The 20,138-nt window shown below is 47.0% G+C and carries 21 protein-coding genes and 1 pseudogene; 8 read left to right on the top strand and 14 right to left on the bottom strand.

Going from position 1 to position 20,138, the window contains the following annotated elements:
- Positions 1-84: 84 nt before the first annotated feature.
- From G9G57_RS23740 to G9G57_RS23725, 4 genes are all read right to left on the bottom strand, one after another.
- Positions 85-723: a TetR/AcrR family transcriptional regulator gene (locus tag G9G57_RS23740; RefSeq protein ID WP_102998246.1), complete on the bottom strand. Its 639-nt coding sequence runs from the start codon at positions 721-723 to the stop codon at positions 85-87.
- A gap of 166 nt (positions 724-889) precedes the next feature.
- A complete protein-coding gene (locus G9G57_RS23735; RefSeq protein WP_090890324.1) occupies positions 890-1,525 on the bottom strand; it encodes an NAD(P)-dependent oxidoreductase in 636 nt (211 codons plus the stop codon).
- Positions 1,526-1,615: 90 nt separating this feature from the next.
- Positions 1,616-2,626 (bottom strand): MBL fold metallo-hydrolase, encoded by a 1,011-nt coding sequence (locus G9G57_RS23730; protein WP_102998244.1) that lies wholly within the window; start codon positions 2,624-2,626, stop codon positions 1,616-1,618.
- Positions 2,627-2,649: 23 nt separating this feature from the next.
- Positions 2,650-3,435 carry a class I SAM-dependent methyltransferase gene (locus G9G57_RS23725; RefSeq protein WP_019688453.1) on the bottom strand — a complete coding sequence of 262 codons (786 nt, stop codon included), beginning with the start codon at positions 3,433-3,435 and terminating at the stop codon, positions 2,650-2,652.
- A gap of 263 nt (positions 3,436-3,698) precedes the next feature.
- Here G9G57_RS23725 and G9G57_RS23720 point away from each other — a divergent pair, with 263 nt between their 5' ends.
- Complete coding sequence (locus tag G9G57_RS23720; protein WP_102998243.1) at positions 3,699-4,577, top strand: DUF72 domain-containing protein; 879 nt, start codon at positions 3,699-3,701, stop codon at positions 4,575-4,577.
- Here the strand turns inward: G9G57_RS23720 and G9G57_RS23715 are convergent.
- Genes G9G57_RS23715 through G9G57_RS23695 form a run of 5 tightly spaced genes read right to left on the bottom strand, consistent with a single transcriptional unit; the run spans position 4,569 to position 9,608 of the window.
- Positions 4,569-5,684, bottom strand: coding sequence for a glycosyltransferase family 2 protein (locus tag G9G57_RS23715; RefSeq protein ID WP_164965639.1), 1,116 nt, complete (start codon positions 5,682-5,684; stop codon positions 4,569-4,571). The two genes, G9G57_RS23720 and G9G57_RS23715, sit on opposite strands and share 9 nt — an antisense overlap.
- A complete protein-coding gene (locus tag G9G57_RS23710; RefSeq protein ID WP_164965638.1) occupies positions 5,681-6,556 on the bottom strand; it encodes a class I SAM-dependent methyltransferase in 876 nt (291 codons plus the stop codon). The genes G9G57_RS23715 and G9G57_RS23710 overlap by 4 nt, the downstream gene beginning before the upstream one ends.
- Positions 6,549-7,898, bottom strand: a complete 1,350-nt coding sequence (locus G9G57_RS23705) for a nucleotide sugar dehydrogenase (protein ID WP_164965637.1) — start codon at positions 7,896-7,898, stop codon at positions 6,549-6,551. The genes G9G57_RS23710 and G9G57_RS23705 overlap by 8 nt, the downstream gene beginning before the upstream one ends.
- A 2-nt stretch (positions 7,899-7,900) precedes the next feature.
- On the bottom strand, positions 7,901-8,881 hold the full coding sequence (locus tag G9G57_RS23700) for a polysaccharide biosynthesis protein (RefSeq protein WP_017427368.1): 981 nt from the start codon (positions 8,879-8,881) through the stop codon (positions 7,901-7,903).
- 19 nt (positions 8,882-8,900) lie between these two features.
- Complete coding sequence (locus G9G57_RS23695) at positions 8,901-9,608, bottom strand: glycosyltransferase family A protein (RefSeq protein WP_107734882.1); 708 nt, start codon at positions 9,606-9,608, stop codon at positions 8,901-8,903.
- Between the two features lie 215 nt (positions 9,609-9,823).
- Here G9G57_RS23695 and G9G57_RS23690 point away from each other — a divergent pair, with 215 nt between their 5' ends.
- Both G9G57_RS23690 and G9G57_RS23685 read left to right on the top strand, forming a co-directional pair.
- Positions 9,824-10,537, top strand: a complete 714-nt coding sequence (locus G9G57_RS23690; protein ID WP_164965636.1) for a GT-D fold domain-containing glycosyltransferase — start codon at positions 9,824-9,826, stop codon at positions 10,535-10,537.
- 210 nt (positions 10,538-10,747) lie between these two features.
- Complete coding sequence (locus G9G57_RS23685) at positions 10,748-11,875, top strand: SGNH/GDSL hydrolase family protein (protein ID WP_164965635.1); 1,128 nt, start codon at positions 10,748-10,750, stop codon at positions 11,873-11,875.
- Positions 11,876-12,098: 223 nt separating this feature from the next.
- On the opposite strand, the gene G9G57_RS23680 is transcribed toward G9G57_RS23685, so the two are convergent.
- Complete coding sequence (locus G9G57_RS23680) at positions 12,099-12,515, bottom strand: hypothetical protein (protein WP_016818516.1); 417 nt, start codon at positions 12,513-12,515, stop codon at positions 12,099-12,101.
- Positions 12,516-12,679: 164 nt separating this feature from the next.
- Between G9G57_RS23680 and G9G57_RS23675 the strand changes: the two genes are divergently transcribed.
- The 5 genes and pseudogenes from G9G57_RS23675 to G9G57_RS23660 all read left to right on the top strand — a co-directional run bounded on the left by G9G57_RS23675 (position 12,680) and on the right by G9G57_RS23660 (position 17,544).
- Positions 12,680-14,659 carry a methyl-accepting chemotaxis protein gene (locus tag G9G57_RS23675; protein ID WP_164965634.1) on the top strand — a complete coding sequence of 660 codons (1,980 nt, stop codon included), beginning with the start codon at positions 12,680-12,682 and terminating at the stop codon, positions 14,657-14,659.
- 57 nt (positions 14,660-14,716) lie between these two features.
- Complete coding sequence (locus tag G9G57_RS23670) at positions 14,717-14,893, top strand: YjfB family protein (protein ID WP_016818514.1); 177 nt, start codon at positions 14,717-14,719, stop codon at positions 14,891-14,893.
- A gap of 187 nt (positions 14,894-15,080) precedes the next feature.
- Positions 15,081-16,436, top strand: a complete 1,356-nt coding sequence (locus G9G57_RS23665; protein ID WP_017427362.1) for a dipeptidase — start codon at positions 15,081-15,083, stop codon at positions 16,434-16,436.
- A 220-nt stretch (positions 16,437-16,656) separates the two neighbouring features.
- Positions 16,657-16,812: pseudogene (locus G9G57_RS26320) on the top strand (putative RNA methyltransferase); the annotation flags it as partial.
- 132 nt (positions 16,813-16,944) lie between these two features.
- Positions 16,945-17,544 (top strand): methyltransferase domain-containing protein, encoded by a 600-nt coding sequence (locus G9G57_RS23660; protein ID WP_231124977.1) that lies wholly within the window; start codon positions 16,945-16,947, stop codon positions 17,542-17,544.
- Positions 17,545-17,614: 70 nt separating this feature from the next.
- Here the strand turns inward: G9G57_RS23660 and G9G57_RS23655 are convergent, their stop codons facing one another.
- The 4 genes from G9G57_RS23655 to G9G57_RS23640 form a co-directional block, all read right to left on the bottom strand.
- Positions 17,615-18,001: a hypothetical protein gene (locus G9G57_RS23655; protein ID WP_174821069.1), complete on the bottom strand. Its 387-nt coding sequence runs from the start codon at positions 17,999-18,001 to the stop codon at positions 17,615-17,617.
- A 156-nt stretch (positions 18,002-18,157) separates the two neighbouring features.
- Complete coding sequence (locus G9G57_RS23650) at positions 18,158-18,649, bottom strand: hypothetical protein (RefSeq protein ID WP_013372771.1); 492 nt, start codon at positions 18,647-18,649, stop codon at positions 18,158-18,160.
- 166 nt (positions 18,650-18,815) lie between these two features.
- Positions 18,816-19,298, bottom strand: coding sequence for a hypothetical protein (locus G9G57_RS23645; RefSeq protein ID WP_016818510.1), 483 nt, complete (start codon positions 19,296-19,298; stop codon positions 18,816-18,818).
- A gap of 371 nt (positions 19,299-19,669) precedes the next feature.
- A complete protein-coding gene (locus G9G57_RS23640; RefSeq protein WP_013372773.1) occupies positions 19,670-19,897 on the bottom strand; it encodes a helix-turn-helix domain-containing protein in 228 nt (75 codons plus the stop codon).
- Between the last annotated feature and the right edge of the window lie 241 nt (positions 19,898-20,138).

Here is a 20,138-nt window from a genome sequence, read left to right as displayed (position 1 = left end):
CGTCGTTTTATTTAAGAAACACTGTTACCACTACTCTATAATGAACTGAAGCCATCACGATGACGACCTCAGTACACTTCATATTTACGCTGGAGATGAAGAGGGTTTACATCCATCGAGCGTATTCTTCAGTGTAAATGCATACACCTCTTGGGCCATGTCCACAGTCAAAAAATGACCTGCAAATTGTAGATGTATCACCCCGTGTAAAGCTGACCACAGCATTCGGACAACCAGCAGTGGGTCCTGTTCTTTCAGTGCTCCCTGCTCCATAGCATGTATGACGGTTTGTAAGATTCGCGATAATGCCGTTGTGGTACCCTCCAAGCTCTGTTCATCCGGCTTAAAATCAGATAATGCCCCGCCAAACATCATTTTGTAATAGGCTGAATGAAGCCGCGCAAATTCCCAATATGCCCAGCATAAAGCTTCCAGATCAGCGAGTACGTTTTTCGTAACAGGTACTTGTTCAAAGGTTTCAGCCAATAGCCGGCATCCATCCAGATACATTTCATTGGCAAGACCGTCCTTACTGCCAAAAATACTGTAAATGATCTTGGTGGAACAGCTTAATTTCTGTGCAACTCGCCGTACAGTCACAGCCTCAGGCCCTTCTTCTACAAGAAGGATGCATGCGGCATCAATCACATTTTTACGGAGCAATTGCTGCTGCTGTAGCTTCACCTCAGAATAGGTTTTATAAGGTTGCGATGACTCAGACATCGTTCAATGCACTTCCTTTGCTCATCTCAGAAACACTGTTTCCTTATAGAATCATAGTATTCCATCCCTAAATGTTTGTCAAATAAAAAAGAGCGCAACATAAGTAGATACACTTACTGCGCTCTGGTTGGATGTTAAAAATGAAGCTATGTTTTGCGTTCCACGATCAATAGGCAATGCCCACCCTTGTGCGGATAAAATCGCAACTTGTCCATTGACGATAGGTAAAATCAGCTGTATCCGCAGTGGAAATTTGTGAGCCGTCTTCAGGCAGAAAATCTTTTTCCACGCGATATACACCTGTACGTCCGCCATCTGGCAAATAGGTTGGACATACGACTGTCCAATCTAGTGCCGATTCACGCAGCAATTCGTACACTCGCCGATGCTCCTCGGCCGCGCGGGTGCTGCGTCGCCGGGTATCGGAGGACTCGTACCGATACAGGCTCGGTTCGGTCCGGCTTTGCAAAATCCCTGCCGTTCCTACCGTTATGAGCCGGTGAATGGACTGCTCCTGCATCAGCCGGATCAGCAGACCTGCACTAACGGATAAGGTGGTGGTTCCATCTGTATTCAGCGCACTGATCACAACTGTTGGCCCGCCTTTCAGCGCTTGTGCTACGTCCTCCGCGTTGGTGGCATTACCTTGTACAATTTGCAGCTGTGTCCCGTATTGGGATGCGAAATTCTCCAACTTGTCCGGTGAACGAACTAGGACGGTTACGGTATGACCATCCGCTAACGCATATTCTAATATAAAACGGCCCACACGTCCGGTAGCTCCCAGCAGCACCAAATTCATAAAAGCCTCTTCCCCGGCATGCATGCCGTTCATGTTGTTCTGTCATGTTGCATTGTCATATCACTGTACTCGCTCGTTAACTCCACGCCATTATTGATAGCAAAGAGGATAAAAGCGAGTGATAGGACTCTCCTCACTCATAGAGGCTCGTTCACGGCGCACCAGCTCCACCAGGTGGGCCAGCGTCTCAGACATGGCAAACCTTAGCTGGTGAATCCCCAGCTTGTCGCCAAACACGGCAATGCACAGCTCATAAGCTGTGCTGCCTTCCGGTTGGACGAGCTGCAAGAATTTGTCCAGCCGTTCTTCATGATGCGCCAGCAATGCTTGCGTCCGTTCGCGAAAATATCCAAACGGATTGCGATGCCCGGGATATGCCCATGCCACCTCTAGCTCACCTAGGCACTGCAAGCCATCTATATAAGACTTCAGCGGCTGGGCGTCACTGCCCGGCAGCAGGCTGATATTAGGGGAAATCTGCGGCAGCACTGCGTCACCGCACAGAATAACGCCGCTATTCGGCTCATATAAGGACACGTGTCCAGGCGCATGCCCTCCAGTCTCTACGGGCATCCAGCTGCGTCCGTCTAATTCCAGACGAGCGTCTATTCCGGTAGGAATGAAGGTAATCTCAGGCTGCGGATTCACTTGCAAATAAGCCTGCCGCATATGTAATTCCAAGGCTGATACCTGTTCCAAAGGAAAGCCATGCTGGACAAAAAAGCTGGGCAGCATCTTCTCCATAGCGGTCGTCAATTCTGGAGCGTCCCACATCATCATCGCTTCCTGATGGCTGCGAGCTGACATATGTACGCGAGCCTGACCTTGCTGCTGCATCCACCCCGCCAGTCCATAATGATCGGGGTGATGATGAGTCACCACAATGTCTGAAATATCCTCAAAGGACATTCCCAGCTGTTGGAACACATATGCCCATTCCGCCTCTGTATCCAGATTGCGCGGACCTGGGTCTACAATTGTAAAACCGTGCTGTCCCTTGAGCACATAGCTATTCACCCAGCGCAACGGAAAGGACATGGATATTTTGACCTGAATGCCTCCATCTATTCGCTCACACGGCGTAAGCTCTGGCAATTTCATGGCTTCCCCTCCGGCCTTCTGTTTCAAGCCCGCACACCGACAAAAATCATTCGGGGCGAAGCATCTTCTATATATTGATCTTCATCATAACTTCCGTGCACCTGCTCTACGGATAGCCCGGCTTGTTCTAGCAATCCACGGAACTTTTCATACGGATATAGCTTTACTCGCTCATAGTACACACGCGCAGGTTGTGCGTCAGCACGAGTGGCATCCAGCTCAGAGGCTGCTTCTGTGGTCGTCACAGATGCGGCTGACCGGATGGCAATTTGCTTTTTCACAAATCCATCTTCAATGACCCGATGCTCCTCAATCCAATTTCCCTCATCCTCCCGGGACGAATGCGGTACCAAATGTGCAGCTACGTAGGAAGGGTTCAAATAATCTATAATAAAACGACCTCCCGGTTTCAACAGCCGATAAATTTCCTTTAATACCTTAAGCTGCTCCTCATCCTTCTCAAAATAACCAAAGGAGGTAAACAAATTGACCACCGCATCAAAGCTTTCATCCAGCGGCACCGCTCTCATATCCCCTTGATGCCAGCTTACCCGCCCTTCGGAATCCGCCGCATGCGCCTCTCTCAGCAGTACATTGGACAGGTCCACACCCGTCACCTTATACCCTGCATCGGCGAGCGCAAGCGAATGACGTCCCATCCCGCAGCATAAATCCAATACGCTGGAACCTTGCGGTAATTTGAGCCAGGAGATCATTTTTTGCACTTCCTGATAGGCTCCCTGAAAGTCGCGATGCTTGTATACCAATAAATAATCTTCCCCAAAGCTTTGCTCGTACCATTCTGCCATATCGTTTCTCCTCCATGAACTCATTTCGCTCTATTACATATTATATTAGCTTTTTCAAACTGGAAACTCAAAAACATTACGAATAAGCATTTTGCAAAAGCACCAAGCTTCCTGACATGAGAGCATGTTACAATAACCGTATTTGAGCTTAAATAATCATAGGAACTTCATACCCACTTCATGTGATTTATTCCATTTTATCATTAAAATGAATCATGGGAATGCCTTTAGAGAGGTTTCATGCAGGAAAGGAGCGGCAAAGTATGATTCAAATTGGACTGACGGGTTGGGGCGATCACGATGACTTGTATCCAACGGGCACTAAAGCTAACCAAAAACTAAGTGTCTATGGAAGCCATTTTCCCGTAGTAGAGATGGATAGTTCTTTTTATGCGGTACAACCTACGGATCGTATGGCACGCTGGGCGGCGGAAACTCCGGACTCCTTTTCATTTCTCGTCAAGGCCTATCAAGGCATGACCGGCCATACCCGCGGCAAACAGCCTTACTTCAAAACCATTGATGCGATGTATGAAGCGTTGCATGCATCCATACTGCCTCTTCGCGAAGCGGGCAAGCTCAAAGCTGTGCTGTTTCAGTACCCACCCTGGTTCGACTGTACACGTGAGAATGTCGCCATATTGCGAGACACGAAAAATAGGATGGGAGAGGTCCCATCCGTACTTGAATTCAGACATCAAAGCTGGTTCACACCAGAATTTCGGAAGCAAACGCTGGCATTTATGCGTGAAGAAGGCTGGATACATAGCGTATGCGACGAGCCGCAGGCAGGCCCCGGGTCAGTTCCCATTGTACCGCTGGCTACAGACAGCAACCTGACCATCGTACGTCTCCACGGACGGAACATATCAGGCTGGAATCAAAGCTCGGCACCTAATTGGCGGGAGGTTCGTTATCTGTATCGGTACAATGAACAAGAATTGACCGAATGGAAAGACAGATTGCTGGAACTGGAGCAGCAAAGCCGTGAGGTATGCGTTATATTCAACAACAACTCAGGTGGAGACGCCGCTGCCAACGCCAAGCAACTCATGACCATGCTGGGCATGGAGCCTAGACCTTTTCCACCTCGCAAGCCACCTGAAGTGGATCAAGGGCCGGAACAGCTTGAGCTATTTTGACGGCCGGGCTGTGAGTGAAAGTTTGGGCATAGCCTCTCTGAGCTTGCGTTCGTTATCCAGCAAATGCGGGTCATCTGGCAAATAACGTAAAGCGACTTGGTTGTGCTCATATGAAGCTTCCAGCTTACCTACATGGGCGTAGCAATGACTGAGTCGTACATGAGGTAACCAAGAGTAGCATGGCAGTGGGACAGGTCTCATACCAGGAAGGTGATGCTGTTGCTCCAATGCTCTTTCATACCAGTATGCGGCAGTACTCCATTCATTTCTTGTGAAAAACCAGTCCCCGATCATGCAGCACAAGTCTGCTTGCGGCACCCCGTATCGAAAAGAGCGTAACAGACGATCCAGCTGTTGCTCTGGCTTTCCGAGGTGGAGATAGCATTCAGCCGCTCGCGCACAAGCAGTAATGCGATCCTCCTGGTAGCCGCTCGGCTCCTCCAGCAGATGGTCGAAGTCCTCTGCGGCCTCGGCATATTCCTTACGGTCAAAGCATTCATTGGCGTGAAAATACAGCAGACGCCCTTCCAGCTTGCCGCTTTCGCTAATCCACCGGGCGAGAATACGCTGGTTACGGAGCGTATGGTCTTGCATTCGGCGATGTGTCACTGCCACATCCGCATGCACGATTTGCCCCTGAGGTATCACCAGATCCTCATGCAGACGCCCTTCCCAGCGGTATTGTCGCTCCCGCTTCACAAGGCGAATACGGCGTGAGCTGAACAACGGTTCACCCCGCTCACCCTCTGCCAAGTGAAGTGGCATCACCACCGCGTCGATATTTTCGGACAAACGCTGTTTTAAGGAACGAAGACGTTCACGATCGGGTTCCAGCAGCACATCATCCGCATCCAGCCACATGATATAGGAACACGTTGCCTTGTCAAACGATTCATTACGAGCGGCGGCAAAATCGTCCTTCCATTCAAACGTATATATCCGATCCGTATAGCGGGCTGCTATCGTCTTCGTCTCATCCGTTGATCCTGTGTCCACAATGATGATTTCATTCATCAGGTCTGCGACCGAATCCAGACACCGGGACAGTGTTAACGCCTCATTTTTTACGATCATGCACAAGCTGAGGGTCATTGGATGCTCATTCATGACTTCACGTCATCCCCTTTACCGTTGGCTGACTCTTCCGTTGTTTTTCCGGTAGACTTGCCATCAGTATATGCACCTCTCCTCTCAGCCTGCGTCTTGTCTATCTGTTCGACATGCGTAACCCTTTCCAACGGCAAAAGTTGTTCCTCCAGTTGTCGGATTCGCTGTACCGCCTTGTCGAGTGCAGCCTTTCGCTGATTCATTTTGCGAACATGCTGCTGCTCTACCCGTTGAAACTGCTCCTCATCCATTTTCACCCACTCATTCAGTTGCTCTGCCCCTGGCTTGGCCTCACGCAGCTCTTTCGGCTTCTTGCGACCTGCAAAGCACAAATATTTATGATGCACCTCCAGCGTTTGTTCTATAAAGTAAGGGTACAGCACACGAGAGAGGCTTCCGGCATAGTAAGTCCGTTTGTGATCGTGAAACGGATGATATCCATAAGGTACAGACAGGACGAGCATCCCCTTTTTATTCAACAGGCGGTAAGCATGAGCCAGCAGAGTGTCGGGATGCGCAAAATGTTCCAAAATCTCTCCTAAAATAATAGTGTCAAATCCGCCGGGAGGACGTTCAAATTGTGAAATGTCCTTTAACTGAAAGTGGACTCGTCCCCTGACGGGTGCAGATTCCTGTCGAAGCTCTTTTTTTGCATACGAAATGCTGCCCTCTTCCAAATCAATAGCCGTTACCTCAAAGCCTTCCCGCGCGAGCAAAATGGACGTTATCCCCTGACTGCACCCGACATCCAGCACGGTACGTCCCTGTACATGGCGGCAAATCCAATGAATTCGATTGCGGGTGGCTTCATGGGATTCCTCTGAATTGATCTGCCCGTAATAACGTTCGTTTACCTGATCACGGTTAGCCAATAGCGGCGCCCCCTCCGTCACCGGGTTGCCCCAAGATCACGACATGTCCACCAGTGCAGTGTGCAGTCGCATTACGTGTGTCGAAGACCAGCGGAGCATGGTCAACCAACTGTTGATAGTTCACCATAGAATGGTCTGTCGTGATGACTACGATATCTGCACTTTCCCACAGCTGGGCATTTGCCGTCCGCGATGGAATTTCTTCACCGTTCAGCTTAAAACCCGATACATACGGGTCGGTGAAGCTAACCGAAGCGCCCATTTTAGTTAGATGCTCGAACAAGACAAGCGCTGGGGATTCGCGAACATCATCAATGTCCTTTTTGTAGGCCACGCCTGCCAGAATAATATTGGCCTTGTTTATGGCTTTCCCTTCCTGAGCGAGCATGGATTCGATTCGCTCCGCGATATACAGCGGCATACGCCGATTCATGCGGTCTGCCAGATCTACGAATTCCAGCGGAAAACCGTGCTGTTCCGATTTCCACGACAGATATAGCGGATCAACCGGGATACAGTGTCCCCCAATGCCTGGTCCTGGATAGAAAGGCATGTAGCCGAACGGCTTGGTTGCCGCTGCATCCAGTACCTCCCATATATTGATGCCAATTTTCTCACACGCCGCTGTCAGCTCATTGACCATTCCAATGTTGACACTGCGAAACGTATTCTCAAACAGCTTGGCGGCTTCAGCCACAGTTGTCGAGCTAACCGGAACAATCTGATCCAAAAAGGATCCGTAAAAACCTGCTCCTGCTGCCAGACAATCTGGTGTGCAACCGCCGATCACCTTAGGGGTGTTGCGAATGTTAAAATGGACGCTGCCCGGATCGACACGTTCCGGTGAAAAGCACACATAAAAATCCTTACCCACTGTCCATCCCCTGCGCTGCTCTATCACGGGCCGAATCAGTTCTTCGGTCGTTCCCGGATAGGTGGTACTTTCCAGAATCAACAGCGTTTGTCTACGCAAATGAGGTATGGCCTGATCAATGGCTGTCTCAATATAGGACGTATCTGGTTGATGTTCGTCCGTTAGCGGCGTAGGCACACAAATCACGACGATATCCGCATGCTCCAGCACCTTGATATCCGTAACTGGATGCAATTGCTGCCCGATCAGACCTTTCAATGCATCATCGCCAATGTCTATGATGTACGACTTTCCTTGAAGTAGCTTGGCTACTTTGACGGGATCGGAATCCACGCCATATACATCATAACCGGCCTTTGCCATTTCCACTGCCATGGGCAGCCCTACATAACCGAGGCCGATCACTGCCACCTTTACAGTTCCTTTTGTGATTCTTTCCATAAGCTGCAAAATACCCACCTCTTTCATCGTTACTCCATACCTTGCAGTAACTCAGCAATTCCAGCGCGATCCATTAACTCATCGTCCGAGCGATATTGTTCGAAGTTCACCCGCTCCAATCCACCATATTGACTCAACAAACGCTTGTCTGCTTGCTGGGGAAGAATAACAAAATAACGATCATCATAGCGATACGTGTGCGGCACCTCATAGGGCGAAATCAGCACCTCATGTAGCTTTTCCCCACCACGTATACCAATTTCCTTCACTTTTAACTTAGGCTGCCCCGCCTGTTCTTTCATCACTTCTGCCAAATCCGCAATATTGCAACCCTTCATTTTCATGACTAGTGTCTCTCCACCAATCGCCGTAACAGAAGCCTTCAGCAGCAAGCCAATCGCCTCTCCGAGCGTGAGGAAGAAACGTGTCATGTCTGGGCTCGTCAGCGTTAAATCCTGACTTTCCGCGATCTGGCGTTTGAACAGGGGCACGACACTTCCACTCGTCCCTAGCACATTGCCGCCGCGAATACACACAAAGCGAGTACGCTCATTTAAGGCGTTGGCGCGGATCATCAATCTTTCGCCAATCGCCTTCGTCATCCCATATACATTCACCGGGTCTACCGCCTTGTCTGTAGAGACATCAATGACCTTGGCGACTCCCTGCTCTATGCTGGCCCGAATCACATTTTCCGTACCATGTACATTCGTCTTGAAAGCCTCTTCCGGCTGCTTCTCACACACAGGAACATGCTTTAGTGCCGCCAAATGGAACACATAATCTATCCCGCGACAAGCCTCCTGCAATGCCTGAAGGTCCCGAATATCTCCAATCATGAAATTCAGCCGGGGATCAGACTGGAATTGCCGCTGCATGGCAATCTGTGCAAATTCACCGCGTGAAAAAATACGAATTTCCGCTGGTCCCTCCTTCAGCAATTCAGCCGTCAGGCGTTGCCCCCAAGATCCCGTTCCTCCGGTCACCAGCAGTTTTTTTCCTTTGAACAATATAATCTCCTCCTGACCGTTACGAATTGGCAATGCCTGTGCCCAAAAATTCAGCCAGCACCGCGTTCATTTCATTTTCTGAGAGTCGATCCTTTGCCGGTACCTTTTTCACCGAAGTATTGGCGGCATGAATGACATTCACATAGTTGCGAAGCGGAATCACCTCATGCGGCAGCTCCGTTACATATCCGTGTGTGCCTTTCCCAGGAATAACGACACGGTAATCATTCAGAAATTCCTCTACTTGATAGCGGAACACATAAAAGGAAGGCGAGTGGTGAAACACAGGTGCCATCTGCCCCTCAACCGCATCCCACAAGTAACCCATTTGATTTACCAGCGCAACCGTATCCGGTTGAAACTTGTAATCATGTAATTGTTGTACAAAGGATTGGTGGTACAAATCATCGGAATCAATTCTAGCAATGAGCAGTTCGTCCGCTCCTTCGATGTACGCATTGATACGACGTTTACTTTCGATGCTCGTACCAAAACGGATGTGCTCAGGAATGGGCTCCCGTTGGGCCAGTTCCTCTTCCACAATGTCGCTGCATCCACCCGCCAGCTTGACGACAGATAAAAAATCCGTATTTGTCTGATTGAGCAGACTACGCAGCGTAAAGGTTCTGAATATATCCAGTCGCTCGCTGATCCACTCACGTGTCAGGCGGTTGGGATTCATCCCATAGTTATTAAAATTAATTTCAATCACAATCTTGCGATTCATTGATCTTCCTCCCTTTCATCCGTCTTCTCTCAAGTTATGAAGACGCTTCTGAAACGGCACGTACAGATGCAACAACTCTCGCAAAAATAGGTAGAATCGAAAAAGAATAGCCGTTCATACAAAAACCTTTTAACTTTCGACATATGATAGAATACGAAGTTTTTTGCTTTATTTGAAAAGTTGAACAAGCAGGACTGACAGGGAGGAAACGAGATATGACGGATTCAAAGTATCTGGAGATTGACGAGGTATTGAAACGTTTGAAGCTGGCACTCGATCAGCACCAGCCCTTCTCGCTCATACGTATTGGAGATGGCGAAAATTTGGTATTGGCTCAAGACACCGTCTGGCCGATGGAAAAGGTGTTACAGGAACGCTGGGCGGTCAAAGCCAATCTCGGCCAAAAGGGGCTGTTTCTGCCTAATACGGACCTACGAGACGCAGTGGCACTGGCAGTGAGCAAAGCCAGCGTCGCAGGCATTTTGCCATATGATGACGAATCTATTAAAGCACCCTCTTATATGAAGCGGGAGTTGACCGATCAGGTCTTTGCTCACTACGCTCTTTCCCCTGCGCTGACTTGCCATGCCTGCCTGAATCGATATTTAGCGGAGACACCCGCATTCTGGGACATCCTAAAAAATCGACGCATTCTGCTGGTGACCCGGACGGCCGCTGAAGTAAAGCCTGTTCTTGAAGCCAAGCCGTACGGGCTGCATATCGCGCACACGCTCGCATTTCATCAATATGAACAGATGCCGGAAACACTCGGGTGGATCACAGCACATAAAGATGACTTTGATATTGCGCTGTTCTCTTGTGGTGTCAATGCAGTAGTATTGGCGCAAAAAACGGCAGAATTAACTGGCAAAGTAGGTATAGACTTCGGCAAGGCGATTAATATCGTCATGTTCGGCAAAGCGAATTAAAGAATAAAAGTAATAGTCTGAAAAAAATCAACTTCGTTATTGGGGCTCCTCATATCAAAAAAAGCATCAGCAAAATGAAACCTGCTGGTGCTTTTTACTATCCATTGCTGCTCTAAACTTACTTAAAAATAGAATTGAGATTCTCTGTCACTTCTTTTACAATATTACAGAAACTAGCATTCATTCGAGATCATGAGGAGGATGTTGAATATGTCACATAACAAGAGATTGAAGACATATCCAATTGCAAAAACAAAGCATGTAAAGGTTCATGGTCGAACTACGCCAACACTCACCCCTCTCACTCTATTTTGGACAGGCAGCGGCATTGAATTAAATATGAAAGGCTCAGAGCTATGGATTGAAATAGAAGCCGATTATCAGGTATATGAGCCCTGGATCAGTATTGTCATCAATGGTGTCCCGATGAGTCGCCTGATGGTGACCGCTGGGCGACATTGGATCTGTCTTTTGAGAGGGTTGAACTCTGACACGGTCAAAAATGTCCGTATCGTCAAGGATGTCCAGCCTATGAGCTCGGACCCGCGCTGCTTGTTGCAAATTCATGCGCTGAAGGTTGACGGAGAATTGCTGCCGGTCCCTGATAAGCCCCTCAAAGTAGAGTTTATCGGGGACAGCATTACTTCGGGAGAAGGAACGATTGGAGCGAAGGAGGAGACAGACTGGGTTCCTATGCTATTCACAGCCCTACGCAATTATACAGCTATAACAGCCGAGGCACTGAATGCGGATTACCGAGTGTTCTCACAAAGCGGATGGGGTGTGCTAACCAGCTGGGATAACAATCCACATGGGAACATACCGGCATATTATGAGCAGGTATGCGGTGTGCTCACCGGAGAGAGAAATGAAGCATTAGGAGCATTTGCCGATCATGATTTTACCTCTTGGCAACCAGACGTGGTCGTAGTGAACTTAGGGACTAATGACGGTGGGGCCTTCTATTCTCCAGCATGGACAGACCCGGTAAGTGGGAAAGTGTATAAGCAACGTTTGAATGAGGATGGCACATTTAATGAAGAAGACGTACAAGCTTTTGAAAACGCTACCGAACGCTTTCTTGTCAAGCTTCGGAATTGCAATCCTACTGCCCATATTGTATGGGCCTATGGGATGCTTGGTACTCCGATGATGTCAGCGATCTATCGGGCGGTCGATGCGTACAAGAAAAAAACGAGGGATCGCAGTGTGTCCGTATTCCAACTGCCCAACACGACAGAAGAAACGATAGGATCTCGCAGCCATCCCGGACTCCTCGCCCATACCAAAGCGGCAGACGAGTTGACTCAGTATTTGCAAGAAATTTTAAAGAATTAGCAGCCCGTAAAAGCAAATCAACTCTGTTGTACACACCATGAAGTAATCACAACAACCATATCATTTATGTTCTCGGTGTTGTAAGGAGTACAGACAGCCACAAGCCTGCGGCAAATGTCTACCCCAGGCTGTGGCTGCTAGGCTTAAAGCGCAGCTGCCTAATCATAGGAAAACCATGAACAGGCAGCGAGCTCTGAACCGGAGAATACTTGTCTGATATATTTTACAAAAACGGAGTTGAAGCGATACCCGTGAATACTTCCGGACCATTGCGGACAGTAGTCGAAACACCGGAAATATAAGAAGAATATACCGTTTGTATGGCCCAGGGAGCGGACAAATCCTGTGCATTAAAAGCTTGCGTTTCATTAGCTCCATTCACGCCCAATACCCCCTCAGCGCGGTAGACTACCTCGTTCGGATCATAGTTAGCTCCACGTACAATCTCAACCGCATACGTATCACCAAACTCACCGATCAGACCAATCGAACCACTAAAAGTCACAATCGGACTCGGCACAAGATAAGTTCGCAGCGTAATCATACCGAATCGCTCTGGTACAGGCCCCAATTGAATATCGGGGCCCTCACCTGTTTTTGATGAATTGGTGGAGCTTCTCATATCCAGAAAAAAACCCATACCTTATCCCTCCAAATTGCAAGATACTCCATGCTATGCAAGCAATTCTTTGACGTATTGGACAAATTAGCAATAAATCTATCAATTCAGCTCCAAAAAACCGATAGTAAATACATATGGTATAAGCTTTTGAAATGAATATATAGTTAGAAAGCAGGGGTTAGATGAAACAACTGAAACGACTGAAAACATTAACACTACGCAAGAAATTGACAGCAGCTTTCCTGCTGGTCATGCTTGTTCCTAGTATTATTGTGGGCTCTTTCTCATATCAGGCAGCGTATAACCAGACAGATCGCCAATTACTGGACAGTGCAACATCTAGCGTGACTGCAGCTGATCGCGCAGTTACTCAAACGATTCAAGCCAAACTAGCTGATCTTGAATATTACTCCACAACGTTGACGGCTAGTGATAACAGCGCTGAAGCAGATGATGCCATTCTAAAAAGATTACAAGTGTATTTGAAAATGCATGCGGAAGTTGTTGATATGTTTGTAGGAACTCCCGAAGGTAAACTTATTATTGGCAAAGCCGTAGGCTCCACAAACGATCCTCGGGAACGTCCGTGGTATAAACAGGCCATGGAGAAACCCGGTCAAACCGTAATCAGCCCTGTCGGGCTCAATACGGCCAAGGTCCCCGTTGTGTATATTTCACGTACACTTCCCGACAACAGCGGTGTTCTCGGTCTTTCTCTGAATTTGAATAATTTAAAAGAAATCACAAAGCTAAGAATCGGACAAAATGGCTATATTGTGATATTTGATAGTACCAAACGTATCGTTACTCACCCGACAGAAGTCAGCGGGAGTACCGAAATGGGAGAAAAAACGCCTCAATTGTTTGACTCCAAGGAGGGTAGCTTCGATTACAATGCCGCTGGAGTAGCTAAACATCTGATTTTCAAAACCAATGAGTTGACAGGCTGGAAAATTGCCGGAACGATGGACAAATCAGAAACCCGTGCCTCCGCCCAACCTATTCTTCTCACGACAATCGTAGTGTTGGTCATTGCAGCCATCATCATTGGTGTGCTCGCAATGTGGCTGATCAACAGTATCCTTAAACCCATCCATAGATTGCGTAATTCTATGGATGCTATCAGCCAAGGTAATCTATCGATTAATGTGGCTACGAACAGCACAGATGAAATTGGCGAGTTATCAAGATATTTCCAACAAATGGTGGATAACCTGCGTAACATGATTAGAGAAATTCAAGCAATGACAGGTAATTTGTCAGCATCCTCGCAAGAACTTGCCGCAGGTGCAGAACAAACGACCCGTGCCATCGAGCATGTGACCATAGCCATTCAAGATGTCGCTGCCGGCAGCGAACGTCAGGTAGACAGTGCTAAAGATAATCAGAAACGAGTTAGCGGCATGTCTGCTGACATTACAGCTATGACCGACACCATGGCAGAAATGACCACTTATTCCGCACAAGCTATTCAGGCGTCGGATGCAGGCAGTGAGCATATCGGCAATAGTGTCATCTCCATCGATGGAATTCGCACTACCGTGGAAGAGCTCGATACGATTGTCAGCGCTTTGAGTGACCGTTCCGGACGAATCGGGACGATTGTCACCGTCATTACGGAAATTGCTAGCCAGACGAATCTGCTTGCACTGAACGCTTCTATTGAAGCAGCACGAGCTGGGGAGCATGGCAAAGGTTTTGCTGTCGTAGCAACAGAGGTCCGCAAGCTGGCTGAAAACTCAGCTTATTCCGCACAGCAAATTCGTGAACAGATTCAAGGGATACAGAGCGGTGTATCTGAAGCCCTGGTCGCTATGGAATCTGCCAAGGAACGCGTAACGGAAGGCATCAATTCCATTGATCTATCCGGTCGCTCCTTCTCACGCATCCGTAGAGCAGTAGCCAAATCAGCGAAGCAACTCGATAACGTAGCCGCTTCTACCGCGGGAGTAGCCAATGGAACGAATGAAGTCGTTAGCAGCATGGAGGAAATTACACGTATTGCTGAAGAAGCAGCATCTCATACAGAGACCGTGTCCGCAGCCGCAGAGGAACAGCTCGCCTCCATGGAAGAGATCGGTTCGTCTGCCGCAGATTTGACCCGTCTGGCAGAGCAGCTTCAAGATTTACTGACACAATTCCAATTGGATGAAACAAAATAACCATTCCTACCGATAAATACAGAGAAAGCGAATTATCAAAATGAAGGAGGATGGAACATGGATATCGCAGCATTATCCACAGGTATGAGTCAGGCCAGCTTGGCTCAAGCCGTAAGTGTGAAGGTATTGGGTATGGCTAAGGATCAGGCCAGTGAACAAGGACAGGCTTTGGTACAGATGATGGAAAAAAGCGTACAACCGCATCTTGGGGGTCATCTGGACATCCGAGCATAAGTACATCCTATTCATGATGAAAGGCGATTCTACTCAGGTCTGTACAGACCCGGGCAGAATCGTTTTTTTTCTCCCTATTTTTCGTTCAGCATAAAACGTAGTAAACTAGACATATCGTCCACAACCTCGGTTCGGAGGATAGCGCAATATAAACACGATTTACATTTAAAAGGAGGATACATAGTTTATGAGTTATACTGAATATTTTGAAAAAGCCAGAGAACAACAACTGGGCGAACTACAGGAATGGCTGTCCATTCCGAGTATCTCCGCATTATCGGAGCACAAAAAAGACATTAATCAAGCAGCCGAATGGCTGGCGGCCAAACTGACTGCTGCAGGCTTGGAAAACGTTGAAATTATTCCAACCAAAGGCCATCCGTTAGTGTACGCAGACCATTTGCATGCACCTGGCAAACCAACCATCCTTGTGTATGGACACTATGATGTGCAACCTGTGGACCCGCTTCACCTGTGGGAAACGCCACCGTTTGAGCCATCCATTCGCGATGGAAAATTGTATGCGCGCGGAGCGACAGACGATAAGGGGCAAGTTTTCTTGCACATTAAGGCGGTTGAGGCCATTTTGAAGCAGGAAGGCAAATTGCCGCTGAACATCAAGTTTTGCATTGAAGGCGAGGAAGAAGTGTCCAGTCCGAACCTGCTTGAGTTTTTGCACACTGGCGCTGAACGCCTAGCAGCTGATGCTGTACTGGTGTCTGACACCTCTCTGATCGAAAAAGGGAAGCCTGCGATTTGCACAGGTTTGCGCGGACTGTGCTCACTGGAAGTCGCCATTCACACGGCGAACACGGATCTTCATTCCGGCTCCTTCGGTGGCGGCGTGCCGAATGCCCTGCATGCTCTGGTGTCCCTGTTGGCAACCCTGCATGATGACAAAGGCCGCGTTAGCGTCGAAGGATTTTACAACGATGTTGCTCCATTATCGGCAGAGATGAGAGAAGAATTCGCGAAGCAAGGCTTCAATGAGAGCAAGCTGCAACAAGATCTTGCACTTGATTCGCTCTATGGCGAAGAAGGGTTTAGCTTCGTCGAGCGTGTTGGGGCTCGTCCTACACTGGAACTGAACGGCGTATATGGCGGCTTCCAGGGTGAAGGTACGAAAACGGTCATTCCGAAGGAAGCTCACGCTAAAATCACATGCCGCTTGGTAGCTAATCAGAATCCGCAAGATATTCTGGACAAAATCGAGCGCCATTTACGCGCACACGTTCAAGCAGGAGCTACCCTGGATATTCAACAAGGTGAGAAGGCGAACGCCTTTAACATCGACCCGTCACATGCGTTTTTACAAGCAGCAGCGGATGCCTTTGAGAAAGTATACGGTGTACGTGCCCTATTTACCAAGGATGGAGGCTCCATTCCGATCGTGGAAACCTTCTCCCGTGTGCTGAGTGCTCCAGTTGTATTGATGGGCTTCGGCTTGCCAGATGAAAACCTGCATGCACCAAACGAGCATTTTAATTTGGAGAATTTCGACAAGGGTCTGCTGACGATTGTGGAGTTTTTGAAATCTGTGTAAGCATATGACAACTTCTAATGGCTAAGTTACAATAGAGAGGGCGAAAGCCCTTTCTATTTTTTTAGAGGAGCGCTGCACAATATGATTATTCAGTTCATTCGTTTACGGTAATGTGAGGTACAGTTCATGAAAACTCAATCATTTTTTCGAAAAATGGGTTGGGTTTATTTGGCTGTGCCTTTTTTCATTCACCCAATACGAATGAACGAGGTGCTTTTCTATGTCCAAATGGAATAAACACGAGATGAAGGCTAGCCTGATCAGGAAGCATCAACATCTTTTTAGTTGTCCTGTATGTTCTCAACCCATGCGTATGGTGGAAGGTAAAAGCCTCCTATGTATGAATCAGCATTGCTATGATCTTTCAAAACACGGGTATTTACATTTATCCGCCCGATCCCATAAAACCAAATATGATAAACAACTATTTAACTCCAGAAGAATGATGTGCAATAGCGGATTTTTTGATCCTTTAAATGAAGCCATAAGCTGCACGATGATGAAGTTTATGAAACCCCTGTACGATCAAAAATCACATCTGTACTTGCTGGATGCAGGTTGCGGGGAAGGTTCCCCTTCGAGCCACATTCAGGATAAGCTTACCTGGAAGGGAATCACCGAGCTTACAAGCGTAGGTATGGACCTGTCTAAAGAAGGTATTGTGTCCGCAGCCAAAGCATATCCTCATGCTCTCTGGTGTGTTGCCGATTTGGCTCATTGCCCATTTGCAAATCAACAATTTGACGGTATACTCAATATTTTATCCCCTTCCAATTATGCTGAATTTAAAAGGATTCTTTCGGAGGATGGCTGCATTCTAAAGGTCATTCCCGAACCATATTATCTTCAGGAATTGAGATGCTTGTATGAACAGAAAAAGCCAACTTATTCAAATGACAATATATTAAGCCGGTTTAAAGATAGCTTTAATCTTTTATCCGCCGAACGAGTAACCTATCGCTTTATGCTAAATGCCGACCTTGTGGAGCCTTTGCTCCATATGACTCCCTTATCGTGGGGAGCTACGGAAGCAGACTGGCAGCGAATGCAGGAAATAGATTTACCGTATGTCACCGTAGATTTACTCATCTTATGTGGTAAAAAATAACATACCAAAAAGCATTCACAGCATGTGATTACGCATGCTCGTGAATGCTTTTTTTCGTTAATGCCGTCGCTTAAGGAAAACGAGTGTAGCGCAACAGGTGAACCAGCCGATTCAGCCGTTCTATCTCCCGATCCAGCTCATGCAGTGGCTGCCCCGCCAAAGCAGCGTTCGCTCTCCGATCACGTAGCGGATTTATTTTCCGGCCAATGAGTTTCAGCACGGTGGCCTTCCCCATGTTATTCACCACCACATATTGCGTTAGCGGATCAAGCTCAATCCACAATACATGGTGCTGTTGAAAAAACAACAGTAATTGCTTTTTTAACTCATCCAGCTCATGAGGCTCACCTGCAATTTGCGGCTGATGATGAAAAGCCACATAGCCCATCACACGTAGGTCACTTATGATTTGTTCCAAATGAAGCGTTTCGTTTATGTACACATTGTTCGTGCTCATGCGGTTTCTTGCACCATTCGTACGATTTTCCCGGATGACGTTCACCACCTGACTATCGTTTATTTTAAGGTTTATCTTTCCCCTTTTTCACTGTAGCGCAATCGGTTTTAAAAAATCAGAACGTATACAAACCTTATGAACAAAAAAACAACCGGCTTATACGCCAGTTGTTTCCCGTTCCACAAAATACTTATTGGTCATATAATGAGCCTTGCCTCTAGAAGTATCAACCATTCCCTTTTTGTTGTCGAGAAAAACAATCTCCCGGCATTTGGTGCAGTACCACTTGGTCCGCTTGAAGGGGGATTCTGTTACATACGATGTACCACATTTGCAATCTACTTTAATTAAGGTTTCTGTTGATTTGTAAGCTTGAGACAGCTCTCTTAAGCCAGTATCCGGCTGTTGAATCGGGATAATGACCTCCTGATAGCTTGAATACTGATTGTGCACTTTAAAGTCAGCCACCAGTTCCGCATGCAGTCCAAAGTACTCTTTGCCAATCTCGGTTACAAATTTCTTGCCGATTCTGTAACACTCAAGCCATTCCTGTATCTGTTGATTAGACAAAGGCACCGTGCCCTTGATACCACTATTTAATGTGTAAGTCATGATGTATAAAGTATCATCTTGTCTATGTCCGTACATGAGAAGCCTCCTTATAATACACTTGATAATGTACTACAAAGCGTACAAAACATCAATTTTATTATTTGGCAAAAGATATAGTAGCATTTCCAAGTATGGATTTAATATATGGTGAAAAGCATATAAAGACGCGTGCGAGTCTGTTAGAAAAGCAACTGACAATCTGTCAGTTGCTTTGTCTTTCTACATAGTATTTGTTGGTCATGTACCAGGCCTTGCCTGTATTCGTATCCACCATGCCCTTTTTACGATCCAGGAACACAATATTGTTGCATTCCTTGCATGACCACTTGGTTCTCTTATGAGGTGATTCTTCTATGTAGGAAGCACCACATTTACATTCTACCTGAATTAATGTTTTATACTGACTATACGCTTCTACCAAAGGGTCCAGATCTACAGCTTTACGTTCCATTACAGGCTGTATCATGGATATGTGTTCTCTCTGCTCCGAGTATTCATTATGTACCTTGAAATCTGCTACCAACTCAGGGTTTAAACCAAAATATTGTTTACCCACAACTGTTACAAATTTGCTGCCGATTCGATATGCTTTAATCCATTCCTGCACCTGTTTACTGGATAGGTCGACTGTTCCCTTTATACCGCTGTTCAGCGTGTAAGTCATTGAGTGTTGGTTGGGTGTCATATGTCTTATCGTTCACCTCCGATCAAGAATATACCACAGGTAGTCCTAAGCAAAAACCCGATTCAACTTCCATCCTGTCGTCATGCTAATTTGTATTTCATTCTTAGACTATCACCAGATGCATTTCTATCTAAATACAACTTTGTGGTACAGCTTCCACCTCAATTATTCATATAACTTATTGGAAAACGCATGGTATTTTCTTCCTTATCTATATAGTACACCACTTATACACAAATTCCCACATATTTCAGCGGTTTAATCGTTTTTTTCGTCATATCCTCAGCATGATCAAAACAAAAGCCTTCCCGACCACCCTTCATTGTTGAAGGATCATCGAGAAGACTTTGTACCCCGCAAGGAACGAGAGGTCAGATTTTTAATTCGCCAAGCCTGATTAATTCTACGACCGCCTGTGAACGACCTTTTACGTTCAGTTTCTGCATTACGTTGGAAATATGGTTACGCACCGTCTTCTCACTAATAAATAGTTGTCCGGCGATGTCACGCGTTGTTTTGTCCTGCACGAGCAGTTCAAATACTTCACGTTCACGGTGAGTTAACAAAAACTTGTTTTTCTGGTCGTTACCCTTCGTCAATTTCACCCCTCCTTGCTCGGGTTTTGTGTGGTGTAACAAGGTTAAGGGATACAGTCAACACATTTTATGTCATGTGCTCAGGTATGGTTCAATGTGCGGATAAAAATGGGCATAGGCACCTTACTTGTAGCTTTAATGACGAGTTGAACTTTGTGTCTAAAATATGTATTGACAGGCATATAGGCCAGCCTTATGATAAGAAAAAATGCGACTGATAATCATTATCAAAAATGATAATTCG

Origin of the sequence: Paenibacillus sp. EKM211P (assembly GCF_011066175.1) — a bacterium.
In the GTDB taxonomy this organism is placed as follows: Bacteria; Bacillota; Bacilli; order Paenibacillales; family Paenibacillaceae; genus Paenibacillus; species Paenibacillus polymyxa.
This window is presented reverse-complemented; position numbering and strand designations above follow the sequence as displayed.